Here is a 22,493-nt window from a genome sequence, read left to right on the forward strand (position 1 = left end):
CCGCACCGTCCACGGTGCGGACCGGGCCCCGTTCCCTTACCCGGCTGGGTTACAGTGCTCGCATGTACGCGCACTCCGACCAGAACTGGTGGTGGACCGCTCATCCGGCGGCCCACTGATCGCGCGTACACCGAAAGACCCGCGAAGGCCGCCCGAGGGGCGGCCTTTCTCGTACCCGGGGCCGTTCCTCCTCTCCGTACTCCACCCGGAAGGAACGACACGTCCCATGGACCTCTCCCGTCTCCTCGACGACTCCTGCCCTCCCTTCGCGCTGCTGCGCCGCCGCACTCCCGGCCGTGACCACGACACCGTCGAGGTGCTGATCGGCCGGGTGCACGAGGCCGAGCGGCTGGCCGAGCTGCCCGTGGGGCCGCTGCCGACGCTGGCGCTGGTGCCGTTCCGGCAGATCCGGGAGCGCGGGTTCGACGTGCGGGACGACGGCACTCCGCTGTCCGTGCTCGTCGCCGACGAGGTGGAGGAGCTGCCGCTCGCGGAGGTGCTGGCCGCGCTGCCCGCGCATGACGTGCGGGTGGAGGGCGGCGGGTTCGACGTCTCCGACGAGGAGTACGCGGAGATCGTGCGGCGGGTCATCGACGAGGAGATCGGCTCCGGAGAGGGCGCGAACTTCGTGATCCGGCGCACCTACACGGGTGAGATCCCGGGCTTCGGGCGTGCCGACGCGCTCGCTCTGTTCCGGCGGCTGCTCACGGGCGAGCGGGGCGCGTACTGGACGTTCGTCGTGCACACCGGGGACCGGACGCTCGTCGGGGCGAGCCCGGAGGTGCACGTCCGGATGTCGGGGGGCACGGTCGTGATGAACCCGATCAGCGGCACGTACCGCTACCCGGCCGGGGCCGCCCCGACCGCCGAGGACCTGCTCGCCTTCCTCGCCGACCGCAAGGAGACCGAGGAGCTCTCCATGGTGGTGGACGAGGAGCTGAAGATGATGTGCACGGTGGGCGACATGGGCGGGGTGGTGGTCGGGCCGCGACTCAAGGAGATGGCCCATCTCGCGCACACCGAGTACGAGTTGCGCGGCCGGTCCTCGCTGGACGTGCGGGAGGTGCTGCGGGAGACGATGTTCGCGGCGACCGTGACCGGCTCGCCGGTGCAGAACGCCTGCCGGGTGATCGAGCGTCACGAGCCCCTCGGGCGGGACGGGGTCGGGCGCGGCTACTACGCGGGGGCGCTCGCCCTGCTCGGCACGGACGCGAACGGGGCGCAGACGCTGGACTCGCCCATCCTGATCCGTACCGCCGACATCGCCTCCGACGGCCGGCTGCGGGTGCCGGTCGGGGCGACGCTCGTACGGCACTCGGACCCGGCGGGCGAGGTCGCCGAGACCCACGCGAAGGCGGCGGGCGTGCTGTCCGCGCTGGGCGTGCGGGAGGGGCGGCCGCGCGACGAGTCCCCGGTGGCGCCCCGGCTGGCGGACGACCCCCGGGTGCGGGCCGCGCTGGACGCCCGCCGCGCGGACCTGGCGCCGTTCTGGCTGAAGATGCAGGCCAGGTCGGCGGAGCTGTCGGGGCACGCGCTCGTGATCGACGCCGAGGACACCTTCACGGCGATGCTGGCGCACGTCCTGCGCTCCTCGGGCCTCGATGTGTCGGTGCTCCGCTACGACGAGCCGGGGCTGCGGGAGCTGGCGCTCGCCCACGAGGGCCCGGTCGTCCTGGGGCCCGGGCCCGGGAACCCGTCGGACGCCGCCGACCCGAAGATGCGCTTCCTGCGCGGTCTGACGGCGGAGCTCGTACGGGACCACCGCCACGGCCTCCTGGGCGTCTGCCTCGGGCACGAGCTGATCGCGGCCGAACTGGGCCTGGACATCGTCCGCAAGCGGACCCCGTTCCAGGGGGCGCAGCTGCGGATCGACCTCTTCGGGCAGGAGCGGACGGTCGGCTTCTACAACAGCTTCACGGCCCGCTGCGACGACCGGACGGCGACGGAGCTGGCGCTGCACCGCATCGAGGTGAGCCGGGACGCGGAGACCGGCGAGGTGCACGCGCTGCGCGGACCGGGCTTCGCGGGGGTGCAGTTCCACCCGGAGTCGGTGCTCACGACGGACGGGGCCGCGCTGACGGCCTCGCTGCTCGCGGGCGTGCTGGTCTAGGAGGCCGTCCTCGGTACCAGGACGTTCTCGCTGCGCCGCCCGGCGACGTGGTCGAGGACGTTCTGGACGGTGGTGTCGATGATCTGGCCGACCGCGTCGGCGGTGTAGTACGCCTGGTGGGAGGTGACCACCACGTTCGGGAAGGTGACCAGGCGGGCCAGGGTGTCGTCCTCGATGCCCGCGAGGGACTTGTCGAGGAAGAAGAGCCCGGCCTCCGCCTCGTACACGTCCAGGCCGACGCCGGTGAAGCGGCCGGCGCGGAGCTCCCTGACGAGGGCCTCGGTGTCGATGAGGCCGCCGCGGCTGGAGTTCACCAGGATGGCGTCGTCCTTCATGGTCCTGAGGGCGGCGGCGTCGACGAGGTGGTGGGTGGCCTCCACGAGCGGGACGTGGAGGCTGATGAGGTCGGCCTCGGCGAAGAGGCGTTCCTTCTCGACGTACTTCATGCCGAGTTCCACGCAGGCGGGGTTCTCGGCGACGTCCCAGCCGAGGAGGTCCATGCCGAAGCCGTGGGCGATCCGGGTGAAGGCCTCGCCGATCTTGCCGGTGCCGAGGACGCCGACGGTACGGCCCCGCAGGTCACGGCCCATCAGTCCGTCGAGCCGGAAGTCGAAGTCGCGGGTCCGGTTGGAGGCGCGGACGATCCGGCGGTTGACGGCCAGGGCGAGGGTCCAGGCGAACTCGGCGACGGAGTACGGCGAGTAGGAGGAGACCCGGGCGACGGTGAGGCCCAGGCGCTCGGCGACCTCCAGGTCGATGTTGTTGAAGCCGGTGGAGCGCTGGGCGATCAGCTGGGTGCCGCCGGCGGCGAGGGTCTGCAGGACCCGGTGGTCCAGGACGGCGTTGACGCTGGTGGAGACGATCTCGTAGCCGGCGGCGATGGGGGCGGTGTCCTCGGTGAGGAAGACGCTCAGGCAGCGGACGTCGTGGTGCCCCTCGAAGGCCTTCTCCATGAGGGGCCGTTCGTCCGCCTGCACGCCGAATGCCAGGATTTCCACGAGATTCCCCTCAGTGTCGCGATGGGCCGCAGATGCACGCTATGCGCGAATATACGGCCCCTCGTGGCTCCCGGCCGCGGAAGACGGGCCTCAGGCGTCGTCGAGGCCGCGCTCGATGGCGTACCGGACGAGCTCCACGCGGTTGTGCAGCTGGAGCTTGCCCAGGGTGTTCTGGACGTGGTTCTGCACCGTGCGGTGCGAGATGACGAGCCGTTCGGCGATCTGCTTGTAGCTGAGGCCCTTCGCGACGAGCCGCAGGACCTCGGTCTCGCGCTCCGTCAGCTGCGGGGCCTTCGGCTCGTCGGCGCCGGCCGCCGGGGCGGGCTCGGAGGCGAGCCGGCGGTACTCGCCGAGGACCAGACCGGCCAGGCCCGGGGTGAAGACGGGGTCGCCGGCGGCCGTCCGCCGCACCGCGTCGATCAGCTCTTCCGTGCTGGCCGACTTGAGGAGGTAGCCGGTGGCACCGGACTTGACCGCCTCCAGGACGTCGGCGTGCTCGCCGCTCGCCGAGAGGACGAGGACCCGCAGCTCGGGGCGGCCGCCGACGAGCTCCTTGCAGACCTGGACGCCCGGCTTGACCGGCAGGTTCAGGTCCAGGACGAGGACGTCGGGGCCGGCCGCGACGGCGCGGCGCACGGCCTGCTCGCCGTCGCCGGCGGTGGCGACCACGTCGAAGCCCGCCTCGGCGAGGTCGCGGGCGACCGCGTCCCGCCACATCGGATGGTCGTCGACGACCATCACCTTGATCCGCTGCTCGCTCACTTCTCCCCTGCCTTCCCCCGTGGAACCTTCAACTCGACTTCCGTGCCCTGGCCGGGGACCGAGATCAGCTCGGCCGAACCGCCCAGATCCCGCAGTCTCCCCCGGATGGACAGGGCGACGCCCATCCGGCCCTCGCCCCAGGCCTCCGCGAGGCGGCCCTCCGGGATGCCGGGGCCGTCGTCCCGGACGGTGACGATCACCTCGTCCGGCCAGTCCTCGATCAGGATCCACGCGTGCGCGTCCGTGCCGGCGTGCACCCGGACGTTGTCCAGGGCGACGTCGACGGCGATGGTCAGCTCACGGGCGGTGGGCGGGGGCAGCAGGACCGGGGCGCCCGGCTCGGAGAGGGTGACCCTGGCCCCGGCGCGCGGGGCGAGCAGGACGCGCAGGTCGACGGGCGCGTCGTCGTCGGGCTCGTCGTCCACCTCGACGACCCGGACGAAGGCGCCCTCGGACTCGTCCTCGGAGACCAGGCTGGGCCGGGTGAGCCCGCCCGCGACGAGGGTGCGGAGGGCCACCTCCTGCTCCCCCGCCATCCGGCCGAGCTCGGCGGCCTCGCCGCCGAGGGCCGTGCCGCGCCGCTGCACCATCGCGAGGACCTGGAGGACGCTGTCGTGGATGTCGCGGGCGAGCCGCTCCCGCTCGCGGGTCGCGGCCTCGATCTCCAGGGCGCGGGCGAGGGTGCGCTCGGAGGCGCGGGCGACCTCGACGACGTAGCCGATGGCGATGGAGGCGACCCAGACGAGCAGCACGTTGTGGAAGGTGTCCCGGCCGGGGTGCCCGCGCTCGACGATGTTGGCGACGGCGACCAGGGAGGAGGCGACGCCGGCCCAGCGCCAGCCGCCCTTGAGCGCGAACGCGAGGACGGAGCCGGCGGTCCATATCGACGGCAGGGTGGGGCCGTCGACCGACTGGGCCTGGGCGTCGGCGAGCGGGGTGAGGAGGATGCCGGTGAGGGCGACGGTGAGGTCGGCGACGAGGAAGCGCTTGGTGCAGCTCGCCGCGTTCGCCACCTTGGGGAGGGTGGCGAGGGTCCAGACGCACAGCACCGCCAGATAGGCGACGGCGATCCAGGGCCGCTCGTACTCCTCCCGGCCGAACACGAAGATCAGCACCGCGTAGACCATCGTCAGGACGCGGTAGCCGGTCAGCGCCCGCCACAGCGGCTGCTCGACCGACATGCGCACGACACGCTCGCGCTTGGCCATCTCCCCCACCCCCGGAAAGCCCCCTCGCGGGGACCTACGCGCCGGACTCTTCCCGAGCGGCGATCTCTGCCTTGACGGCCTCCTTGGCCGCCTTCTCCGCCTCCGCGATCTGCCGCTTGGCGGCGGTCGCGTAGATGTCGACGTACTCCTGGCCGGACAGCTTCATGATCTCGTACATGACCTCGTCGGTCACCGAGCGGAGGATGAAGCGGTCCCCCTCCATGCCCTGGTAGCGGGTGAAGTCCAGCGGCTTGCCGATCCGGATCCCCGGGCGCATCAGCTTGGGGACGATCTTGCCGGGCGGCTGGATCTTCTCGGTGTCGATCATGGCGACCGGGATCACGGGCGCGCCGGTGGCCAGGGCGACACGCGCCAGGCCGCCGGGCTTGCCCCGGTAGAGACGGCCGTCGGGCGAGCGGGTGCCCTCGGGGTAGATCCCGAAGAGCCCACCTCCCTCGACGACCTCGATGCCGGCCTTGATGGCCGCCTCGCCCGCGCCGCGGGCACCCGAACGGTCCACCGGGAGCTGGCCGACGCCCTTGAAGAAGGCGGCGGTGAGCTTGCCCTTCACACCGGGGGTGGTGAAGTACTCGGCCTTGGCGATGAAGGTGACCTTGCGGTCCAGGACCGCGGGCAGGAAGAAGGAGTCCGAGAAGGACAGGTGGTTGCTCGCGAGGATCGCGGGTCCCTCGGCGGGAATGTTCTCCAGGCCCTCCACCCAGGGCCGGAAGGCAAGCTTCAGGGACCCTCCGAGGGAGAACTTCATTGCGCCGTAGATCAACTCGCCATGCCTTCCGTGTGCCGTCGCCACGACTTTATCCCTTACCGACGCACGGCCCCCGCTACGGCCCTGGTCGGTGTCGGTCCGGTCGCGTACCGTGAAGGTCCTTCCCCGTACTCCGTCGCTCCGACGCCCTCCGAAGGCGCCGGAGTCGCAACCGAACAGGAGACCCCGGTGCCGGTCCTTCCCGGAGCCGAGCCGTACCGCCATGAAGGCGGAGAGGTCGGCGTCCTTCTCTGTCACGGATTCACCGGTTCCCCGCAGTCGATGCGCCCGTGGGCCGAGTACCTGGCCGAGCGCGGTCTGACGGTGTCGGTGCCGCTGCTGCCCGGCCACGGCACCCGCTGGCAGGACATGCAGCTCACCACCTGGCACGACTGGTACGCGGAGGCGGACCGGGCCCTGCGCGAGCTCCGGGAGCGGTGCGAGACGGTCTTCGTCTTCGGCCTGTCCATGGGCGGGGCGCTCACGCTGCGGCTCGCCGCCCAGCACGGTGACGCGGTGCGGGGCATCGTCCTCGTCAACCCGGGCAACAAGGTGCACGGCCTGGCGGCGTACGCGCTGCCCGTCGTCCGGCACCTGGTCCCCTCCACGAAGGGCATCGCCAGCGACATCGCCAAGGAGGGCGCGGCCGAGGTCGGCTACGACCGGGTGCCGCTGCACGCCGCGCACTCCCTGCGGCAGCTCTTCCGGACCGTGGACGCGCAGCTCCCGCAGGTCACCCAGCCGGTGGTACTGCTCCACAGCCCCCAGGACCACGTCGTGCCGCCCGTCGACTCGGCCCGGATCCTCTCCCGCATCTCCTCCACGGACGTCCGGGAGGTCCTGCTGGAACAGAGCTACCACGTGGCGACGTTGGACCATGATGCGGAGCGGATCTTCGACGAGAGCCTGGCCTTCGTCGAGCGTCTGGCCCCGGATCTGGCCGACGGGAAGGGAAGCAGGAGCGGTGGCTGAGCAGCAGGACGGCGACGGGCGGGAGCCGCAGCCCATCGACGAGGAGGCGGCCTGGGCCGCGATCGTCGCCGGGTACGGCGAGGAGCCCGCGGACCCTCCGGGGACGAAGCCGTTCCGGCCCGTCGAGAACCTGTCGCTGCCGGAGCCCGAGGAGGAGGACGAGGGCGGTCCCGCCACGGAGATCCGGCCGGTGAAGGGTGCGGCCTGGAAGCCCCGGCCGAAGCCCGCGCCCGAGGACCCCGAGGCGGAGGAGGACCCGGAGGCGGGTCCCGAGCGGCCCGCGCTCGGCAGCTCGATCGTGTTCGCGCCCGGGGTGCTGGGCGGCCCCCGGGACTACTCCCCGTCCGAGCCCGACGAGACGGCCGGCGGCGCCGACGAGGGCCATTTCGTCCCGCCGGAGCCGCCCCCGCTGCCCGAGGCGGACACCACGACCAAGTTCGCCTGGCTCGCGGTCGTCGGCGGCCCGGTCCTGATGCTCGTCGCCGTCCTCCTCCAGTGGGACATGACCTGGTGGCTGACGACGATCTGCGTGGGCGGCTTCCTGGGCGGCTTCGCGACGCTGGTGGCCCGCATGAAGCACGACGACGAGGACGACGACGGCTTCGACGACCCGGGCCGCGGCGCGGTGGTCTGATTCCCGACGCCGGGCCCGGGCCGTCGGGGCCCACCGTTCATCCCGTCGCGGGGATCCGGACCGCCGCCAGTACCGGAAGGTGGTCGGTGGCGGCCCGCAGGTCCCCCGGGTCGAGGTGCTGGGGGACTCCGCAGCCGAGGAACTCGACGCCGGGGGTCGCCAGGATCGCGTCGATGCGCTGGTGGGGCTCGGCGGGGGTGGAGGTGTGCTCGCCGCCCCAGGGGCTGACCGCCCAGCCGTCCTGGAGCTCGTCGGTGAGGCGGGTGAAGGCGGGGCCTCCGGGGCGTTCGTTCAGGTCGCCGGCGACGAGGGCGTGCGGGGTGCCGAGGGCGGCGACCCGGTCGAGGACCATCCCTGCCTGGGCGTACCGCTCGTCCTTCCGCAGGCTCAGATGGCAGCTGACCAGACCGACCCGGGCCCCGGCGAAGCGGACGACGGCGGTCGCGAGGCCGCGCCGGTGCAGGCCGGGTGTCAGGGGCAGCAGGACGTCCTCCGTCCGCTCCACCGTGGCCCGCAGGGAGCACAGCAGCATCGGCCCGGCCGCGGTGGCGCCGCCACTCAGCATGACGAGCTCGCTCTTGGCGGCGAGCCGGGCGGCGTGTTTGCGCCAGCGGAAGAAGCGCGGGGCCTCCTGGACGAAGACGAGGTCCGGGGCGCAGGCCCGGATCACCCGGGCGAGGGCGTCCTCGTCGTCGCGCATCGAGCGGACGTTGTAGCTCAGGACCCGGAGGACGGCCGAACCGTCGCTCTCGGTGCGGGAGTTGGGCAGCTCACTGATCGCCATGACGGCCAACATACGACGACCGCCCGCCGTGTCCGAGAGGACGCGGCGGGCGGTCGTCGTATGGCTCCGTACCGGCTCAGCCCTGGCGGGCGAGGTCGGCCGCGCCGACCAGGCCGGCCTTGTTGCCGAGCTGGGCCGCGAGGACCTGCGCGTGCGGGCGCCACTGGCCGCCGATCAGCCAGCGCCGGAAGGACTTGCGGATCGGGTCGAGGACGAGGTCGCCCTCGTCGGAGACGCCGCCGCCGACGATGAACGCCGAGGGGTCGAAGAGCGAGGCCAGGTCGGCGAGACCGGCGCCCGCCCAGCGGGCCAGCTCGCGGAAGGAGTCGATCGCCACCGGGTCGCCCGCGCGGGCGGCCTGGCTGACGTGCTTGCCCTCGATGCCCTCCGGGGTGCCGTCGCCGAGGCCGAGGAGGATCTCCGCGCGCTCCGGGGTGGCGTTGGCGCGCTGCTTGGCGTACCGGACGAGGGCGCGCCCGGAGGCGTACTGCTCCCAGCAGCCCTGGCTGCCGCAGCCGCACAGCAGGCCGTCCGGGACGACCCGGATGTGGCCGAACTCGGCGGCCACGCCGAAGCGTCCGCGGCGCAGCTTGTTGCCGATGATGATGCCGCCGCCGAGGCCGGTGCCGAGGGTGATGCAGATGACGTCCTCGTGGCCCTTGCCGGCGCCGAACTTGTACTCGCCCCAGGCCGCCGCGTTGGCGTCGTTCTCGACGACGACGGGCAGGCCGACCCGCTGCTCGACCTTGTCCTTGAGCGGCTCGTGCCGCCAGTCGATGTTCGGCGCGAAGAGGACGGTGGCGCGCTTGTCGTCGACGTAGCCCGCGGCTCCGATGCCGACGGCCTCGATCTCGTACCCCTTGCCGGCCTCGGAGACCGCCGCGCAGATGGCGTCGACGATGCCTTCGGGGGTCGGCGGGGTGGGCACGGTGTGCGTGTCGAGGATGTTGCCCTCCTCGTCGACCACGCCGGCCGCGATCTTCGTGCCGCCGATGTCGACGCCGATGGTGAGTCCCATGTGTCCCTCAGTTTTCGGTCGAGCCCCGCTAAGGCCCACCGTACCCGAGCGGGGATGGCCCACCGGTCAGTCGAGGTCGATGTGCTGGCCGGTTCCGGGCCCCTCGTCGTCCTTGCGGTGGTCCTCGGGGTCGCCCTTTCCGGGCGTGTCCGCGTCGCGGCGCGGGTCGTCGTCATCGGGTACGGCGCCGCCGCGGGTCCAGCGGGTCTCGTGGCCCTCGACGGCGGAGCGGTAGGCGGCGAGCAGTTCGCTGCCGGCGGCGGCGAGGTGGTCGAAGACCTGCGGGTTGCGTTCGACGACGGGCTCGACGACGGCCTTCGCCTGGTTGACGAGCTGCTGCACGGTCTGCGCGGCCTGGCCGCCGAGGAGCGGGTTCCCGAAGCCGCCGGCGACCTTGTCGGCCACGGCCTCGAAGAGCTTGCGGAACTCCTCCGCGGGCGAGCCGGGCCCGTCCGCGCGCTGCGCCCGGCGGCGGGCCTTCTCCGCCTCCAGGTCCTCGGCACAGGCCTTGGCCCAGGCGTCCGAATCGCTCATGGCGTACTCCTCAATGGCTGCGTACTTCGACGGTACACGCCGCCTCAGGGGGTGCGGGGCCACAGCCCGGGGTCGGGCGTGAAGCGCACCCGGAGGTCGCCGTCGACGAGCCCGGCGCCGGTGACGGCGCAGCGGCGCAGGGCGCCCGGCAGCGGGACGCCGCGGCGGAACGCGCCGACGGTCAGGAGCAGTTCGTCGCCGCGGCGGACGAGGGAGAGCTCCTCCTTGACGGCGCCCGGCAGGGGGATGTGCCAGACCAGGACGCCGTCCTCCTCGCGCCGGTCCTCGACGGCCCACTCCGGTACGGGGACCGGTTTCCCGGCCCGGCCGGGCGCGAGGAGCACCAGGTCCTCGGCCCCGCGCGGGGCCCGTCCGAGATGCGGCAGCTCGTCCAGCTCGCCTCCGACGGCGGTACGGAGCTCCGCGAGGTGCCGGTGCTGTTCGGCGGTGAGTCCGGCCAGCCAGGGGTCCTCGGAACCGGCGGGCAGGATCCGGTTGGCGACGACGGCGTCGAGGCCGAGGCGCTGGACGGCGAGGCCGAGGCGGGCGGCGCGCAGGGCGCGGGCGGCGCCGGGGCCGGGTTCCAGGACGAGCCGGACGGTGGTGCCGGGGGCCTCGACGACGGCCTGGACCGCGGCGAGTTCGGCCTCCCAGCGGGCGGTCGTCTCGTACAGCCACTGCGCGGGCATGGGCACGCCGGCGAGCTGGGCCAGCATCGGCCGCAGGGCGCGGGCGGCCTGGCGCTCCGGGGGCAGCAGGCGGCGCAGATAGCGGCGGAGCTGCCCGGGCAGGGCGAGCAGGGCGAGTGCTTCGGGGAGCGGGGGCAGATCGACCACGGCGAGGTCGTGGTCGCCCTCCGCGGCGTCCCGCAGGGCCCTGAGCAGGGCGAACTGACGGCTCCCGGGGAGCTCGGTCAGCTCGGCCTCCTCGAAGGGGGCGGCGCCGAGGAGGTCCAGGGCGGCGGAGGAACGTTCCTGGAGGGCGAGGAACTCACGGCGGAAGTCGGCGCCGGGCCGCGGCCGCAGGAGCCTCACGCCCTCCGTCGGGTCCGCGTCCTCGGACACGAGCAGCACCCGGCGGCCGGCCCGCGCCTCGGCGAGGGCGGTGGCGGCGGCGAGGGTGCTGCGGCCTGCGCCGCCGGGGCCGGTGACAAGGATGATCCGCATGCGGCGGAACGTTACCGGGCCGCCCGTCGCGGGCCGTCGCCCCGCCCGTCGCGGGCACCGCCCCCGGAAAGGCTCACGCGCCCGATTCGACGCGCTGCTTCAGGCCCGCGAGGGCGCGGTCGATGATGACCTTCTCGGCCTTGCGCTTGATCATGCCGAGCATGGGGATCTTGACGTCGACGGTGAGCTGGTAGGTCACCTCGGTGCGGTCGCCGCCGAGGGCCTTCAGGAGGTAGGAGCCGTCGAGGGAGCGGAGCATCTGGGACTTGACCAGGGTCCAGCTGACCTCGTTGTCCCCGGTCCAGGTGTACGCGAGGGTGTGGTCGTCCTTGATGGCGCCCGCGTCGAGGAGGAGGCGGACCTTCTCCGCGCGCCCGGCGTCGTCGGAGGACAGGACCTCGGCCTCCTTCACCTCGCCGGTCCACTCGGGGTAGCGGGCGAAGTCGGCGATCACACCCATGACGTCGGCCGGCGCCGCCTCGATGGTGATGCTCGAGCTGGTGTGTTCGGCCATCGTGGTGGCTCCTCCACTGTGCGGTCCGGCGGAAGTACGAGGGCACAGTCGTGCCGATGGAAGGCTATCGCGCCCCCGTGGCCGCGCCGTCACCACTCCAGGGCGTAGGGCCTCCCGGTCGAGGCGAAGTGGCCGACGTTCACGCACTCGGTCGCACCGATCCGCATCCGCCGGGCGAGCGGCTGGTGGACGTGGCCGAAGAGGGCGTAGCGGGGCCGGACGCGGTGGATGGCGTCGAGCAGGGCCCGGCTGCCGCGCTCGAAGCGGCGGGCGACGGTGTCGTAGGTGAGGTCCGGTACGTCCGGCGGGATGTGGGAGCAGAGGACGTCGACGTCGCCGAGGGCCTCGACCTTGGCCGCGTACTCCTCGTCGGAGATCTCGTACGGGGTGCGCATGGGGGTGCGCAGACCGCCGCCGACGAAACCGAACACCAGCCCGCCGAGCTCGATCCGCTCGCCGTCGAGGACGGTCGTCCCCGGTCCGGCGAAGTCGCCCCAGAGCTGGGGGATGTCGACGTTCCCGTAGGTGGCGTAGGTGGGGGTGGGGAAGGCGGCGAAGAGTTCGGCGTACTGGCGGCGGACCGCGCCCTCGATGGCGGTGCCGCGGTCGACGTCGAGCTGGGCCCAGAGGCGTCGGCCCAGGTCGCGGGCCTCGTCGAAGCGGCGGGCGGTGCGGAGCTCGACGAGCCGGTCGGCGTTCTCGGTGCCGAAGAGGTCGGGGAAGATGCCCCGGCTGTGGTCGGCGTAGTCGAGGAAGAGGACCAGGTCACCGAGGCATATGAGGGCGTCGGCGCCCTCTCCGGCCTTGGCGAGGTCGCCGGCGTTGCCGTGCACGTCACTGACCACATGGACTCGCATGAGCCCACCTTAGGGGGTGTCACCTGCGGTTACTTGGGAGTCGTGAAACCTGTGGATTACTGTGCGCAGAGGAACGTCACACATATGTGACGCACGGAACATCTGACCGGGACCCCCTATCGGGAACCGCGTACCGGCGAGTAACGTCCGGGCAGTCCACCAGTCGTGCTCACCCCCACCGAGCACCTGCCCGACCATGGACTACACCGGTGCATCACACAGAGCCGTGGCGCCGGCGCCCGATGAGGAGCAGCAGTCTTGCGCGAGTTCAGCCTTCCGGCCCTGTACGAGGTCCCCACGGACGGCAACCTGACGGATCTCATCCGCCGCAACGCCTCCCAGCACCCAGACGTCGCCGTGATGGGGCGCAAGGTCGACGGCGTCTGGACCGACGTCACCGCCACGCAGTTCCTCGCCGAGGTCCGCGGGGCCGCCAAGGGTCTGATCGCCTCCGGCGTGGAGCCGGGCGACCGGGTCGCGCTGCTCTCCCGTACGCGCTACGAGTGGGTGCTCCTCGACTTCGCGATCTGGAGCGCGGGCGCGGTGACCGTGCCGGTGTACGAGACGAGCTCGCCGGAGCAGATCCAGTGGATCCTCGGCGACTCGGGCGCGACGCACGTCCTGGTGGAGAGCCCGGGGCACGCGGAGTCGGTGGAGTCCGTCCGGGCGGGCCTTCCGGAGCTCAAGGGCGTCTGGCAGATCGAGGACGACGCGGTCGCGCGGCTCACCGCGGCCGGCGAGGGCGTCTCCGACGAGCTGGTGGACGAGCGGATGTCGGCGGCGAACGCGGACGACCCGGCGACGATCGTCTACACCTCGGGCACGACGGGCCGCCCCAAGGGCTGCGTCCTGACGCACCGGGCCTTCTTCGCCGAGTGCGGCAACGTGGTGGAGCGGCTCAAGCCCCTCTTCCGTACGGGCGAGTGCTCGGTGCTGCTCTTCCTGCCGGCCGCGCACGTCTTCGGGCGGCTCGTCGAGATCGGGGCCATCATGGCGCCGATCAAGCTGGGCTGCGTACCGGACATCAAGAACCTCACCGACGAGCTGGCCTCGTTCAGGCCGACGCTGATCCTCGGCGTGCCGCGCGTCTTCGAGAAGGTCTACAACTCGGCGCGGGCGAAGGCGCAGGCCGACGGCAAGGGCAAGATCTTCGACAAGGCCGCGCACACGGCCATCGCGTACAGCCGGGCGATCGACACCCCGCAGGGCCCGTCCTTCGGCCTCCGGCTGAAGCACAAGATCTTCGACAAGCTGGTCTTCAGCAAGCTGCGGGCGGTGCTCGGCGGTCGCGGCGAGGCCGCGATCTCGGGCGGCGCGCCGCTCGGCGAGCGGCTCGGCCACTTCTTCCGGGGCATCGGCTTCACGGTCCTGGAGGGGTACGGCCTGACGGAGTCGTGCGCGGCGACCGCGTTCAACCCGTGGGACCGGCAGAAGATCGGCACGGTCGGGCAGCCGCTGCCGGGCTCGGTGGTGCGGATCGCCGACGACGGCGAGGTGCTGCTGCACGGCGAGCACGTCTTCTCGCGGTACTGGAACAACGAGGCGGCGACGGCCGAGGCCCTCGCGGACGGCTGGTTCCACACGGGTGACATCGGCACGCTCGACGAGGACGGCTACCTCGCGATCACCGGCCGCAAGAAGGAGATCCTGGTGACGGCGGGCGGCAAGAACGTCGCCCCGGCGGTCATCGAGGACCGGATCCGGGCGCACGCGCTGGTCGCGGAGTGCATGGTGGTCGGCGACGGGCGTCCGTTCGTGGGCGCGCTGGTCACGATCGACGAGGAGTTCCTCGGCCGCTGGGCCAGCGAGCACGGCAAGCCGGCCGGTTCGACGGCGGCCTCCCTCCGGGACGACGCGGAGCTCATCGCGGAGGTCCAGCGGGCGATCGACGACGGCAACGCGGCGGTCTCCAAGGCGGAGTCGGTCCGCAAGTTCCGCATCCTCCCCGCCCAGTTCACCGAGGAGGCGGGCCACATCACCCCGTCCCTGAAGCTGAAGCGGAACGTGGTGGCGAAGGACTTCGCCGACGAGATCGAGGCCATCTACACGAAGTAGGGGCGAGTACGGGAAGGGGCCCGGGGCGATCGCATCGCCCCGGGCCCCTTCCCGTGCTCCGGGGACTACAGCAGCTCGCGCAGCCGCTCGGCGAGCAGGTCCCAGCGCCACTTCTCCTCCACCCAGGCCCTGCCCCGCTCGCCCATGCGGGCGCGGAGCTCGGGGTCGAGGAGGAGGGTGGCGACGCGGTCGGCGGTCTCCTCGGCGGACTCGCCGCGGACGACCCAGCCGGTCTCGCCGTCGAGGACGGCGTCGGGCGCGCCGCCGGAGTCGCCGGCGACGACGGGCAGGCCGGTGGCGGAGGCCTCCAGGTAGACGATGCCGAGGCCCTCGACGTCGAGGCCGCCGCGCCGGGTGCGGCAGGGCATGGCGAAGACGTCGCCGGCCCCGTAGTGGGCGGGCAGCTCGGACCAGGGGACGGCGCCGGTGAACCGTACGGATCCGGCCACGCCCGTCTCGGCGGCGAGGCGGTGCAGGTCCTTCTCGTACGGTCCGCCGCCGACGATCAGGAGGACGGCGTCCGGCACCCGTCGCAGGATCGCGGGCATGGCCCGGATCAGGGTGTCCTGGCCCTTGCGGGGGACGAGCCGGGAGACGCAGACGACGACGGGGCGGTCGCTGAGCCCGAGACGGGCGCGGACCTCGTCGCCGCCCGAGTCGGGGTGGAAGGTCTTCTCGTCGACGCCGGGCGGGAGCTGCACCATGCGTCCCGCGGCGGCCGGGGTGAGGGCCGTCGCGATCCGGGAGCGGGTGTACTCGCCGAGGTAGGTGATCGTGTCGGTGCCCTCGCCGATGCGGCGCAGGAGCTGCCGGGCGGCCGGGAGCTGGGCCCAGCCCGCCTCGTGCCCGTGGGTGGTGGCGACGAGCCGCTTCGCTCCGGCCCGGCGCAGCGCGGGCGCCATCAGACCGAGCGGCGCGGCCGCGCCGAACCACACGGACTCGCAGCCGTGCTCGCGCAGGAGCGCGGTGGCGCGGGCCGTGACCCGGGGTGTGGGCAGCAGCATGGTGGTGCGATCCCGTACGACCGTGAAAGGCTGTTCGACGTCGAACGCGGCCGTCGCCTCGATCCCTTCACGGCTGCGCTTCCACGTGGAGGCGTAGACCACGATCCGGTCGGGATCCAGGCGGAGCGCCATGTTGTGCAGGAAGGCCTGGATTCCGCCGGGACGCGGCGGGAAGTCGTTGGTTACGATCAGGGTCTTGTGCATCGTGGCCGACAGTACGCGATCGCATCCACCGCCCGGCAACACGACCGCCCCGCTCCCGCGGGCCGACAGGACAAGGACGCAACAGTGACGACGGGTGCGGTGGGGAACGGGTCACGCACGGGTCTGCGGCTTCCGCTCGGCCTCTGGGGACTCTCCCGGGCCCTCCTGCTGCTGTGCGTCTTCAAGATCGTGGTGATCCCCGGGCCGGACATCACCTTCGACGTCTCGAACATCTACCAGGGCTGGTACGAGGTCCTGCGGACGGGCACGTACCCGCTGGACGACGTCACCTGGCAGTACCCGCCGGCCGCCGCGTTCGCGATCCTCGCCCCGGGCCTGCTGCCGTTCCTCGGCTACGCCTCCGCCTTCTTCCTCCTCGCCTTCCTCTGCGACGCCCTCGTCTTCGGGCTGCTCCTGTACACGGGCCGCCGCGCGGGCCGCTCCTCGCGCGGTGCCTGGTTCTGGCTGGCGGGCGTCCCGCTGCTCGGCCCGACCGCGTACGCCCGGTACGACGTGATGGTCACCGCCGTCGCCGTGGCCGCGCTCCTCGCGGCGGGCCGCAGCCCGCGCGTCCTCGGCGCGCTCGCCGGTTTCGGCGCGGTCCTGAAGGTGTGGCCGGTGCTGCTGCTCGCGGGCACCCCGAAGGGGCGGGCGACCTTCCGCTCCTGGCCGGCGGCGGTGGGCGCGGCGGCCGCCGCGCTGGGGTTCTGCCTGCTGTGGATGCCGGGGGCGCTGGCCTTCCTCGGCTTCCAGCGCGACCGGGGCACGGAGGTCGAGTCGCTGGGCGCGATGGTCTTCCACGTCCTGCGGCACGTCGGCTGGGAGGGCGAGGCGAAGATGAACTACGGCTCGATCGAGTTCCTCGGCCCGTACGTGTCCACCGTCTCGACGGCCGCCCTCGTGCTCACGATCGCCGCCTTCGGCTGGCTGCTCGTGTGGCGGGTCAAGGCGCGGCACTTCGCCTCGTCGACGGTGGCGGACGCGGCCTTCGTGGCGGTGCTGCTGTTCACGACGACGAGCCGGGTGCTCTCCCCCCAGTACATGCTGTGGCTGGTCGGCCTGGCGGCGGTGTGCCTCGCCCACCGGTCGAGCCGGATGCGGAAGCCCGCGCACCTGGTGCTGTGGGCGACGGCGGTGACGCAGTTCGAGTTCCCGGTGTGGTTCTCGCACGTGACGCGGAGCGATCCGCTGGGCATCGCGGTGCTGTTCACGCGGAACGGCCTGCTGATCGCCGCCACCCTCATCGCCTGCCGGATCCTGTGGCGGCACACGGTGACGGAGCCGCGTCTCGCCGCGACCGGGAAGATCCCCGCGCAGGCGACCCGGCCGGACCGCGAGAAGGCCCTGTCCGGCTCGTTCTGAGCCGCCCCGGGGCCGCGCTAGCCGAGCCGCTCGCCCAGGTACGTCCGCCAGTCGGCGGTGAACCGCTCCGGCGTGGTGTCCAGGACCTCCCGGAGCGCCTTCTCCACCGCGCCGTCCCGGCCCGGGTGGGCGCCGACCGCTCGGTAGAACGCGGTCAGCTTCTCCTCGCCCCAGCGGTCCGCGATCAGCTCGCAGGCCAGCCAGCCGCCCTCGTACGCCCGGGCCAGGGCCTCCGCGTCGCTGCCGAAGGCGAAGGCCGCGTCGTCGGGGAGCTCCGCCGGGAGGTCGCCGGCCCGGACCGCGCGGCCCAGCTCGGGGGCGGCCTGGGCGGCGGTGCGGTCGGTCCCCCGGTAGGCGACCCAGTCGGCGAAGCCCTCGGAGAGCCAGACCGGGGTGGCCCCGGTGGTCCGGGCGCGGGTCGCGACATGGGTGGTCTCGTGGGTGAGGACCAGCTGCCGGCCGAAGGCGCCGAGCGTCGCGTACGCCTCCGGGTTCACGATCACCCGGTCCGCGGGCGCGGTGGGGCCGCCGCCCGTCCGGCCGGTGGTGACGGCCGCGATGCCCCGGTAGGAGGCGGCGGGACCGCCGAGGAGCCGGCCCATCGCCTCGATCGAGGAGGGGACGAGGACCACGACCCGGCCCGCCCAGTTCCCGTGCCAGGCGTCCCCGACCGCGGGCACCGCCCGGTCCGCCGCCGTCGCGATCTCCCGCAGCCGCTCCCCGCTCTGCCCCACGCCCAGGACGAGGCTGCGCCGGCCGGTCACGGCCGTGATCTCGCCCTGCTGCCACAGCTGCTGCGGGGCGCCCTCGGCGGCGCGGTCGCCGGTGACGTACCAGCGGCCGTCCCGCTCGGCGAGGTCGAGGACCCGCTCGGTGGTGGCGGGCCCGGAGTCGTAGCCCTCGATCCGGTAGCCGAGCTCGGCCCTGGCGGTGGCCCGGCCCTCACCGGTCCGTTCGACGGCGGTGACCCGGTAGCGCCAGTCGCCCAGCGGGACCTTCGCGAGCCGGTCGAACTCGGTGCGCGCGGCCGGCACGAGCGCGGGGTCGAGGGCCGCGAGGTAGCCGGCCTCGTCCCGGTCGAGCAGCGCCCGCGCGTGCCGGTCGAGGAGGCCCTGGATCTCCCCGGACGCCGGTCCCGCCGCCGGTTCGGGCGCCGCGCACCCGCCGAGCGCGAGGAGCGCGGCCAGCAGACCCGCCGCCGCGCCGCGCACCGCTCCACTCCGCCGGATCGCCACGCCCCCGATCGTAAAGGGCGCCGAAGGGGCGCGGCCGGGGGAAGCGGAGCGTCAGACCCTGGTCACCGTCACGTGGGACATCATGTTCACCGGGTCGTAGCGGACCCTCGCGCCCGGGTAGGGGGCGTGGATGACCTGGCCGTTCCCGGCGTAGATGGCGACGTGGCTGGCGTCGCCGCGGTAGGTGACGAGGTCGCCCGGCTGCGCCTGCGAGAGCGGGACCTGCCGGCCGGCGTACCGCTGCGCGGAGGAGGTGCGCGGGAGGCTGATCCCGGCCTGCCGGTACGACCAGACCATCAGGCCGGAGCAGTCGAAGGCCGAGGGGCCGGTCGCCCCCCACACGTACGGCCTGCCGATCGCGCTGCGGGCGGCCATCACCGCGGCGGCGGCCCGCGAGGGGCCGAGGTCGGCGAGCGGCGGCAGCTCCTCGGCGGTCCCGCCGCCGGACCCGCCGTCGGGTCCGACGGCGCGCTCGCCGGTGCGGGAGACCCGGTCGTAGTCGGCGCGCTGCTCGACGGTGAGGGAGGCGAGCACCCGGCGGGCCTCGGCGAGCTTCCGTTCGACGGTGCGCTTGTGGCGGGCGACCTCGGCCCGGCTCTGCTCCAGTTCGGCGAGGGCCGCGCGGGCCTCGCTCCGCTTCTGGTTCAGGCTGCGCTGCTCGCGCCGGAGTTCGCCGAGCGCGGCGCTCTGGCGGGCGGTGACCCGGTCCAGGGCCGTGGCCCTGTCCAGATAGCTGTCGGGGTCGGAGGAGAGCAGCAGGGCGAGGGCGGGGTCGATGCCGCCGGAGCGGTACTGGGCGCCGGCGACCGAACCGAGCACGCCCCGCATGCGGTTGATGCGCTCCTGGCCCCGGGCGAGGCCGTCCTGTGCCTGGGAGACCGTCCGGCGCAGCGCGTCCGCCTTCTCTTCCGCCCGGTTGTAGCCCTCGGTGGCCTTCTCGGCCTCCTCGAAGAGGCGGTCGACCGTGGCGCGGGTGGCCGCGGGCGTGGCCCCGGGGTCGGCGCTCGCGGGGACGGCCGCGAAGGACGCCGCCGCGGTGGCCGCGGCGGCGGTGAGGACGGTGACCCTGGCGGGTCGGCGGTGGGACGCCACGAATTCGCGCTCCGTTCGGCTCGACGCAGACTGGCGCGGCAGACAGTAGCCGCTGATCAGTCCTCGTCCAACGAAGGCGCCGGGCACACAAAGTGACGCCCCGCCGGAGAACACAGGTCACCGGCGGGGCGTCAGGTCAGTGCGCGTCGTGGCGAACCACCCGATTGGGCGGTGGGCCGGAGCGGGTCGCGGCGGGTCAGCCGGCCACGCGGACGCCGAACATGAACGAGCCGATGGTGTTCATGGACTCGTAGCGGACGACGGCGCCCGTATGGGGGGCGTGCAGGACGGTGTTGTTGCCCGCGTACAGGCCCACGTGCGCCAGGCCGTTGAAGAAGACCAGGTCGCCCGGCTTGAGCTGGCTGCGGCCGATCTTCACGCCGTCGTTCTGCTGGGTGTAGGTGGTGCGGGTGAGCGTGACGCCGGCCTGGCGGTAGGACCACATCGTCAGACCGGAGCAGTCGTACGAGTAGGGGCCCTCGGCGCCGGAGACGTACGGCTTGCCGAGCTGGGTGGCGGCGGCGGCGAGCGCGGCGGCGCCGAAGCTGCTCGCGGGGGCCTCGTTGCCCAGGTCGGGGCGCGAGCCGGCGGCGTCGCGGCTGGCGCGCTGCGACTTCTCGCGCTCCTGCTGCTCCATCTTCTGGCGCTCGGCCGCGGTGAGGGTGTCGAGGAGCTTGCGGGCCTCGGCCAGCTTGCCGAGGTACTTCTGCTTCTTCTCGCCGAGCGTCTTGCGGACGTCCTCGAGGTCGGCCAGCTTCGAGGTGGCCTCGGCCCGCTCCTGGGCGAGCGTGCGCTGCTTGGCCTGGATCGTGGTGAGCACGTCGGCCTGCTGGGCGCTCAACTGGTCGATCGCGGACGCCTTGTCGAGGTAGGTGTCCGGGTCGGCGGAGAGGAAGAGCTGGAGCGCCGGGTCTATGCCGCCGGAGCGGTACTGGGCGCTGGCGACCGAACCGATCTGGTCGCGGAGGGTGTTGAGCTCCTCCTGACCGCGGGCCACCTTGTCCTGGAGCTGGCCGATCTCCTTCTGCAGCTTGCCCCGCTGCTCCTCGGCGAGGTTGTACTGCTCGGTGGCGACCTCGGCCTCTTCGTTCAGCTTGTCGACCTTCGACTTGACCTCGTCGATCTTCGGCTTCGCGGGAGCGGCCTGGGCCCCGGTCTGGGCGGTGAGCGCCACGGCGGCGGCGGCGGTCACGGTGAGCACGGTCACACGGGTGCGGCTCGGCTGCTTGGGTCGACGGTGGGACGCCACGAAGGCGAGCTCCTTCTTCCTCAGAGCCGCCCAACCGGTCAGGGGCAGGCGGTTCCTCCGCCGCCACCCCGGATGGGTGATCAACCGCGCGAAGGTTCGAAGCCCGACCCTAGTGACCAAGTTGTGATCAGTTCAAATCCCGACGGCAAAAATCTCGCTCACGCACCACTTTATTTACATACATCACACGGGCAGTGATGAGTACTTGACCGTGCGCCATCCAGAATTCGGGCATACCGCCCAGGAGTTGCGATGCGTCACGAGAGGCGCGAAAGCCGCTTCAGCAACAAGGCGGACGTCACCGGCCTGGCCCCCGCCTTCGCGACGCCGTCAGCCACCTCGCGGTCGGTGGAGACCACCACGACCGGCCGCCCCGGCGGCTCCGCCCGGACCAGCTGCCGGATCAACTCGTCGGCCGTGACACCGGGCTTGGAGAACAGCACCCGCACCCCGCGCGGCGGCGCGAGCAGCACCGGGGCCGCCAGCTCCGCCCCGTCGAAGACGCAGGTGACCTCGGCGCCCGAGCGGGCCGCCAGGGCCGACAGACTGCCGAGCAGCCGCAGCCGCTGCTTCTCCAACGGCATCGTGGGATAGCCGGTCTTGGTGACGTTGTAGCCGTCGACGACCAGATGCGCCTGCGGCAGCGCGAGCAGCTGGTCGAGCAGCGCCGGGTCCGTCTCGGAGAGCGCCCGCGCCGCGATGTCCTTCGGGGACATCCGCCCCGGCTCCACCGCGTCCACGGTGTCCGCGGGGTGCACCGAGACGGGCGGCAGCGCGAGTTCGCGCCGCAGCCCCTGGGCCGCGTCGAGGACCGTGTCGAGCAGCAGCCGCAGCCGCATGTCCTCTATCGAGCGGCCCTCGCGGGCGCTCCTGCGGCTCGCCTCGAGGGCCGACTCGACCTCGCCGAGCCGGGCCTTGAGCCGCCGGGTCTCGCTCTCGGCGGCCGACACCTGGGCCGCCGACTCCGCGCGCGCGGCCTCGATCTCGCCCTGGACCTTGCGCAGCGCGGCCTCGCCGCGCTTGACGTCGCTCTGGGCGCTGCGCAGCTTGCGCTGAAGCGATTCCGCTTCCTTGCGGGCGGTCTCCAGATCGCGCCGGAGCTGCTCGGTCTCGCTCCGGGAGCGGTCCTGGGCGGCCGCGAGCTCCTCGCGCAGCCGCTCCAGCTCGCGCCGGCCGGCCTCGTCGGCCCGCTCGGCGTCGACCCGCTGGGCCTCCTCGCCGGCGGCGGCGACCAGCTTGACCCAGCCGGGCGGGCGCAGCACATAGGCGGCCGCCGCCACGTCGACGGGGTCGGCGGCCGCGGGCGGGGTGCCGGTCTCCACGGCTCCGGCCAGCTCGGGCTGGCCCTGCTTGAACCGTTCGCCGATCCGCTGCCGGAAGAGCGGGTCGCTCTCCAGGGCGGCGGCCATCGCGTTGCCGGCGAACTTGGCCCGGCGACTCGCGGTGAAGCGGGCGTACTGCCGCAGGGGCGCGGGCAGCTCCGCGACGGTGAGCCCGCCGAAGGCGTCCGCGACCAGCGCGACGACCCGCCGCCGTACGCCTTCCGGCAATGGGTGGTCGAGCGTCTCGGCAGCGTCACCTGCCGCGCCGGCCGGCTCACCACCGTGCGCGGGCTGCTCCACGATCCGTCACCCCTATGTCGTCCGCGCCGTCCCTCAGGATTCGGCGCCCGGCCTGTCCACCAGTTCGATCTGATCCACCGCGTTGCACCAGCGGCAGCGGACCGACTCGATGGTCTCACTGACCACCTGCCGCTCCTCGACCGTCGGGTCTCCGGCCAGGTCCAGATGGACGTACTCCACGACCTTGGAGGAGCGGGTCACGTCGAAGCGGGTCAGATTGCCGCAGAGCGTGCAGCGCCAGCGGGTCTCGTCGGTCGGCAGGGGAACCGTCGTCATCGGTCCGTCCTTCTTCCTGTTGCGTGGTACCAGGTGCGGGTGCCGCGGTGCGCCGTCGAACTGCGGTGGTG

The 22,493-nt window shown here is 73.1% G+C and carries 22 protein-coding genes; 6 read left to right on the top strand and 16 right to left on the bottom strand.

Translation table 11 applies throughout. The annotated features are described in order from the left end of the window. Nucleotides 1-62: 62 nt before the first annotated feature. Nucleotides 63-119, top strand: a complete 57-nt coding sequence (locus tag ACFYUS_RS20925) for a trp operon leader peptide (protein WP_388854157.1) — start codon at nt 63-65, stop codon at nt 117-119. Nucleotides 120-226: 107 nt separating this feature from the next. Further along, nucleotides 227-2,110: an anthranilate synthase family protein gene (locus ACFYUS_RS20930; RefSeq protein ID WP_388853902.1), complete on the top strand. Its 1,884-nt coding sequence runs from the start codon at nt 227-229 to the stop codon at nt 2,108-2,110. Here ACFYUS_RS20930 and ACFYUS_RS20935 read toward each other — a convergent pair. The 4 genes from ACFYUS_RS20935 to ACFYUS_RS20950 all read right to left on the bottom strand — a co-directional run bounded on the left by ACFYUS_RS20935 (nt 2,107) and on the right by ACFYUS_RS20950 (nt 5,859). After that, a complete protein-coding gene (locus tag ACFYUS_RS20935) occupies nt 2,107-3,108 on the bottom strand; it encodes a 2-hydroxyacid dehydrogenase (RefSeq protein WP_388853905.1) in 1,002 nt (333 codons plus the stop codon). The genes ACFYUS_RS20930 and ACFYUS_RS20935 overlap by 4 nt on opposite strands. 90 nt (nt 3,109-3,198) lie before the next feature. After that, a complete protein-coding gene (locus ACFYUS_RS20940) occupies nt 3,199-3,846 on the bottom strand; it encodes a response regulator (protein WP_388854160.1) in 648 nt (215 codons plus the stop codon). A 20-nt stretch (nt 3,847-3,866) separates the two neighbouring features. Then, a complete protein-coding gene (macS, locus tag ACFYUS_RS20945; RefSeq protein ID WP_388853908.1) occupies nt 3,867-5,078 on the bottom strand; it encodes a MacS family sensor histidine kinase in 1,212 nt (403 codons plus the stop codon). A gap of 34 nt (nt 5,079-5,112) precedes the next feature. After that, nucleotides 5,113-5,859 carry a lysophospholipid acyltransferase family protein gene (locus ACFYUS_RS20950; RefSeq protein WP_388853911.1) on the bottom strand — a complete coding sequence of 249 codons (747 nt, stop codon included), beginning with the start codon at nt 5,857-5,859 and terminating at the stop codon, nt 5,113-5,115. Between the two features lie 174 nt (nt 5,860-6,033). Between ACFYUS_RS20950 and ACFYUS_RS20955 the strand changes: the two genes are divergently transcribed. After that, nucleotides 6,034-6,816, top strand: coding sequence for an alpha/beta hydrolase (locus ACFYUS_RS20955; protein ID WP_388853914.1), 783 nt, complete (start codon nt 6,034-6,036; stop codon nt 6,814-6,816). Beyond that, complete coding sequence (locus tag ACFYUS_RS20960) at nt 6,809-7,450, top strand: hypothetical protein (RefSeq protein WP_388853917.1); 642 nt, start codon at nt 6,809-6,811, stop codon at nt 7,448-7,450. The genes ACFYUS_RS20955 and ACFYUS_RS20960 overlap by 8 nt, the downstream gene beginning before the upstream one ends. A 37-nt stretch (nt 7,451-7,487) precedes the next feature. Here the strand turns inward: ACFYUS_RS20960 and ACFYUS_RS20965 are convergent, their stop codons facing one another. The 6 genes from ACFYUS_RS20965 to ACFYUS_RS20990 form a co-directional block, all read right to left on the bottom strand. Beyond that, the gene (locus tag ACFYUS_RS20965; RefSeq protein WP_388853920.1) at nt 7,488-8,234 is read right to left on the bottom strand and encodes an endonuclease/exonuclease/phosphatase family protein; all 747 of its coding nucleotides are present in this window, start codon (nt 8,232-8,234) and stop codon (nt 7,488-7,490) included. Nucleotides 8,235-8,310: 76 nt separating this feature from the next. Next, a complete protein-coding gene (locus tag ACFYUS_RS20970; RefSeq protein WP_388853923.1) occupies nt 8,311-9,252 on the bottom strand; it encodes an ROK family glucokinase in 942 nt (313 codons plus the stop codon). 66 nt (nt 9,253-9,318) lie between these two features. Further along, nucleotides 9,319-9,786, bottom strand: a complete 468-nt coding sequence (locus tag ACFYUS_RS20975) for a DUF5304 domain-containing protein (RefSeq protein WP_388853926.1) — start codon at nt 9,784-9,786, stop codon at nt 9,319-9,321. Nucleotides 9,787-9,830: 44 nt separating this feature from the next. After that, nucleotides 9,831-10,952, bottom strand: a complete 1,122-nt coding sequence (locus ACFYUS_RS20980; protein ID WP_388853929.1) for an ArsA-related P-loop ATPase — start codon at nt 10,950-10,952, stop codon at nt 9,831-9,833. Between the two features lie 73 nt (nt 10,953-11,025). Further along, on the bottom strand, nt 11,026-11,466 hold the full coding sequence (locus ACFYUS_RS20985) for an SRPBCC family protein (RefSeq protein ID WP_388853932.1): 441 nt from the start codon (nt 11,464-11,466) through the stop codon (nt 11,026-11,028). An 89-nt stretch (nt 11,467-11,555) separates the two neighbouring features. Then, a complete protein-coding gene (locus tag ACFYUS_RS20990; protein WP_388853935.1) occupies nt 11,556-12,323 on the bottom strand; it encodes a metallophosphoesterase in 768 nt (255 codons plus the stop codon). Nucleotides 12,324-12,581: 258 nt separating this feature from the next. On the opposite strand from ACFYUS_RS20990, the gene ACFYUS_RS20995 reads away from it, so the two are divergent. After that, nucleotides 12,582-14,378, top strand: a complete 1,797-nt coding sequence (locus ACFYUS_RS20995; protein ID WP_388853938.1) for an AMP-dependent synthetase/ligase — start codon at nt 12,582-12,584, stop codon at nt 14,376-14,378. 65 nt (nt 14,379-14,443) lie between these two features. Here ACFYUS_RS20995 and ACFYUS_RS21000 read toward each other — a convergent pair whose 3' ends face one another. Then, a complete protein-coding gene (locus ACFYUS_RS21000) occupies nt 14,444-15,586 on the bottom strand; it encodes a glycosyltransferase family 4 protein (RefSeq protein WP_388853942.1) in 1,143 nt (380 codons plus the stop codon). An 84-nt stretch (nt 15,587-15,670) separates the two neighbouring features. On the opposite strand from ACFYUS_RS21000, the gene ACFYUS_RS21005 reads away from it, so the two are divergent. Next, complete coding sequence (locus ACFYUS_RS21005; protein WP_388853945.1) at nt 15,671-16,948, top strand: glycosyltransferase 87 family protein; 1,278 nt, start codon at nt 15,671-15,673, stop codon at nt 16,946-16,948. Nucleotides 16,949-16,965: 17 nt separating this feature from the next. On the opposite strand, the gene ACFYUS_RS21010 is transcribed toward ACFYUS_RS21005, so the two are convergent. From ACFYUS_RS21010 to ACFYUS_RS21030, 5 genes are all read right to left on the bottom strand, one after another. Then, nucleotides 16,966-18,183 carry a hypothetical protein gene (locus tag ACFYUS_RS21010; protein ID WP_388853948.1) on the bottom strand — a complete coding sequence of 406 codons (1,218 nt, stop codon included), beginning with the start codon at nt 18,181-18,183 and terminating at the stop codon, nt 16,966-16,968. Nucleotides 18,184-18,234: 51 nt separating this feature from the next. Beyond that, complete coding sequence (locus tag ACFYUS_RS21015) at nt 18,235-19,275, bottom strand: NlpC/P60 family protein (RefSeq protein WP_388853951.1); 1,041 nt, start codon at nt 19,273-19,275, stop codon at nt 18,235-18,237. A gap of 196 nt (nt 19,276-19,471) precedes the next feature. Next, nucleotides 19,472-20,524, bottom strand: a complete 1,053-nt coding sequence (locus ACFYUS_RS21020) for an NlpC/P60 family protein (RefSeq protein ID WP_388853954.1) — start codon at nt 20,522-20,524, stop codon at nt 19,472-19,474. 257 nt (nt 20,525-20,781) lie between these two features. Next, nucleotides 20,782-22,146, bottom strand: coding sequence for an NYN domain-containing protein (locus ACFYUS_RS21025; protein WP_388853957.1), 1,365 nt, complete (start codon nt 22,144-22,146; stop codon nt 20,782-20,784). Nucleotides 22,147-22,179: 33 nt separating this feature from the next. Beyond that, the gene (locus ACFYUS_RS21030; protein WP_388853960.1) at nt 22,180-22,422 is read right to left on the bottom strand and encodes a hypothetical protein; all 243 of its coding nucleotides are present in this window, start codon (nt 22,420-22,422) and stop codon (nt 22,180-22,182) included. Between the last annotated feature and the right edge of the window lie 71 nt (nt 22,423-22,493).

Origin of the sequence: Streptomyces sp. NPDC004284 (assembly GCF_042874035.1) — a bacterium.
Classification (GTDB): domain Bacteria; phylum Actinomycetota; class Actinomycetes; order Streptomycetales; family Streptomycetaceae; genus Streptomyces.

Coding starts and splice junctions, on each gene's coding strand:
- macS (WP_388853908.1), bottom strand. CDS start 5,078: ATGGCCAAGCGCGAGCGTGTCGTGCGCATGTCGGTCGAGCAGCCGCTG.
- ACFYUS_RS20985 (WP_388853932.1), bottom strand. CDS start 11,466: ATGGCCGAACACACCAGCTCGAGCATCACCATCGAGGCGGCGCCGGCC.
- ACFYUS_RS20980 (WP_388853929.1), bottom strand. CDS start 10,952: ATGCGGATCATCCTTGTCACCGGCCCCGGCGGCGCAGGCCGCAGCACC.
- ACFYUS_RS21030 (WP_388853960.1), bottom strand. CDS start 22,422: ATGACGACGGTTCCCCTGCCGACCGACGAGACCCGCTGGCGCTGCACG.
- ACFYUS_RS20940 (WP_388854160.1), bottom strand. CDS start 3,846: ATGGTCGTCGACGACCATCCGATGTGGCGGGACGCGGTCGCCCGCGAC.
- ACFYUS_RS21000 (WP_388853942.1), bottom strand. CDS start 15,586: ATGCACAAGACCCTGATCGTAACCAACGACTTCCCGCCGCGTCCCGGC.
- ACFYUS_RS20930 (WP_388853902.1), top strand. CDS start 227: ATGGACCTCTCCCGTCTCCTCGACGACTCCTGCCCTCCCTTCGCGCTG.
- ACFYUS_RS20975 (WP_388853926.1), bottom strand. CDS start 9,786: ATGAGCGATTCGGACGCCTGGGCCAAGGCCTGTGCCGAGGACCTGGAG.
- ACFYUS_RS20965 (WP_388853920.1), bottom strand. CDS start 8,234: ATGGCGATCAGTGAGCTGCCCAACTCCCGCACCGAGAGCGACGGTTCG.
- ACFYUS_RS20990 (WP_388853935.1), bottom strand. CDS start 12,323: ATGCGAGTCCATGTGGTCAGTGACGTGCACGGCAACGCCGGCGACCTC.
- ACFYUS_RS20970 (WP_388853923.1), bottom strand. CDS start 9,252: ATGGGACTCACCATCGGCGTCGACATCGGCGGCACGAAGATCGCGGCC.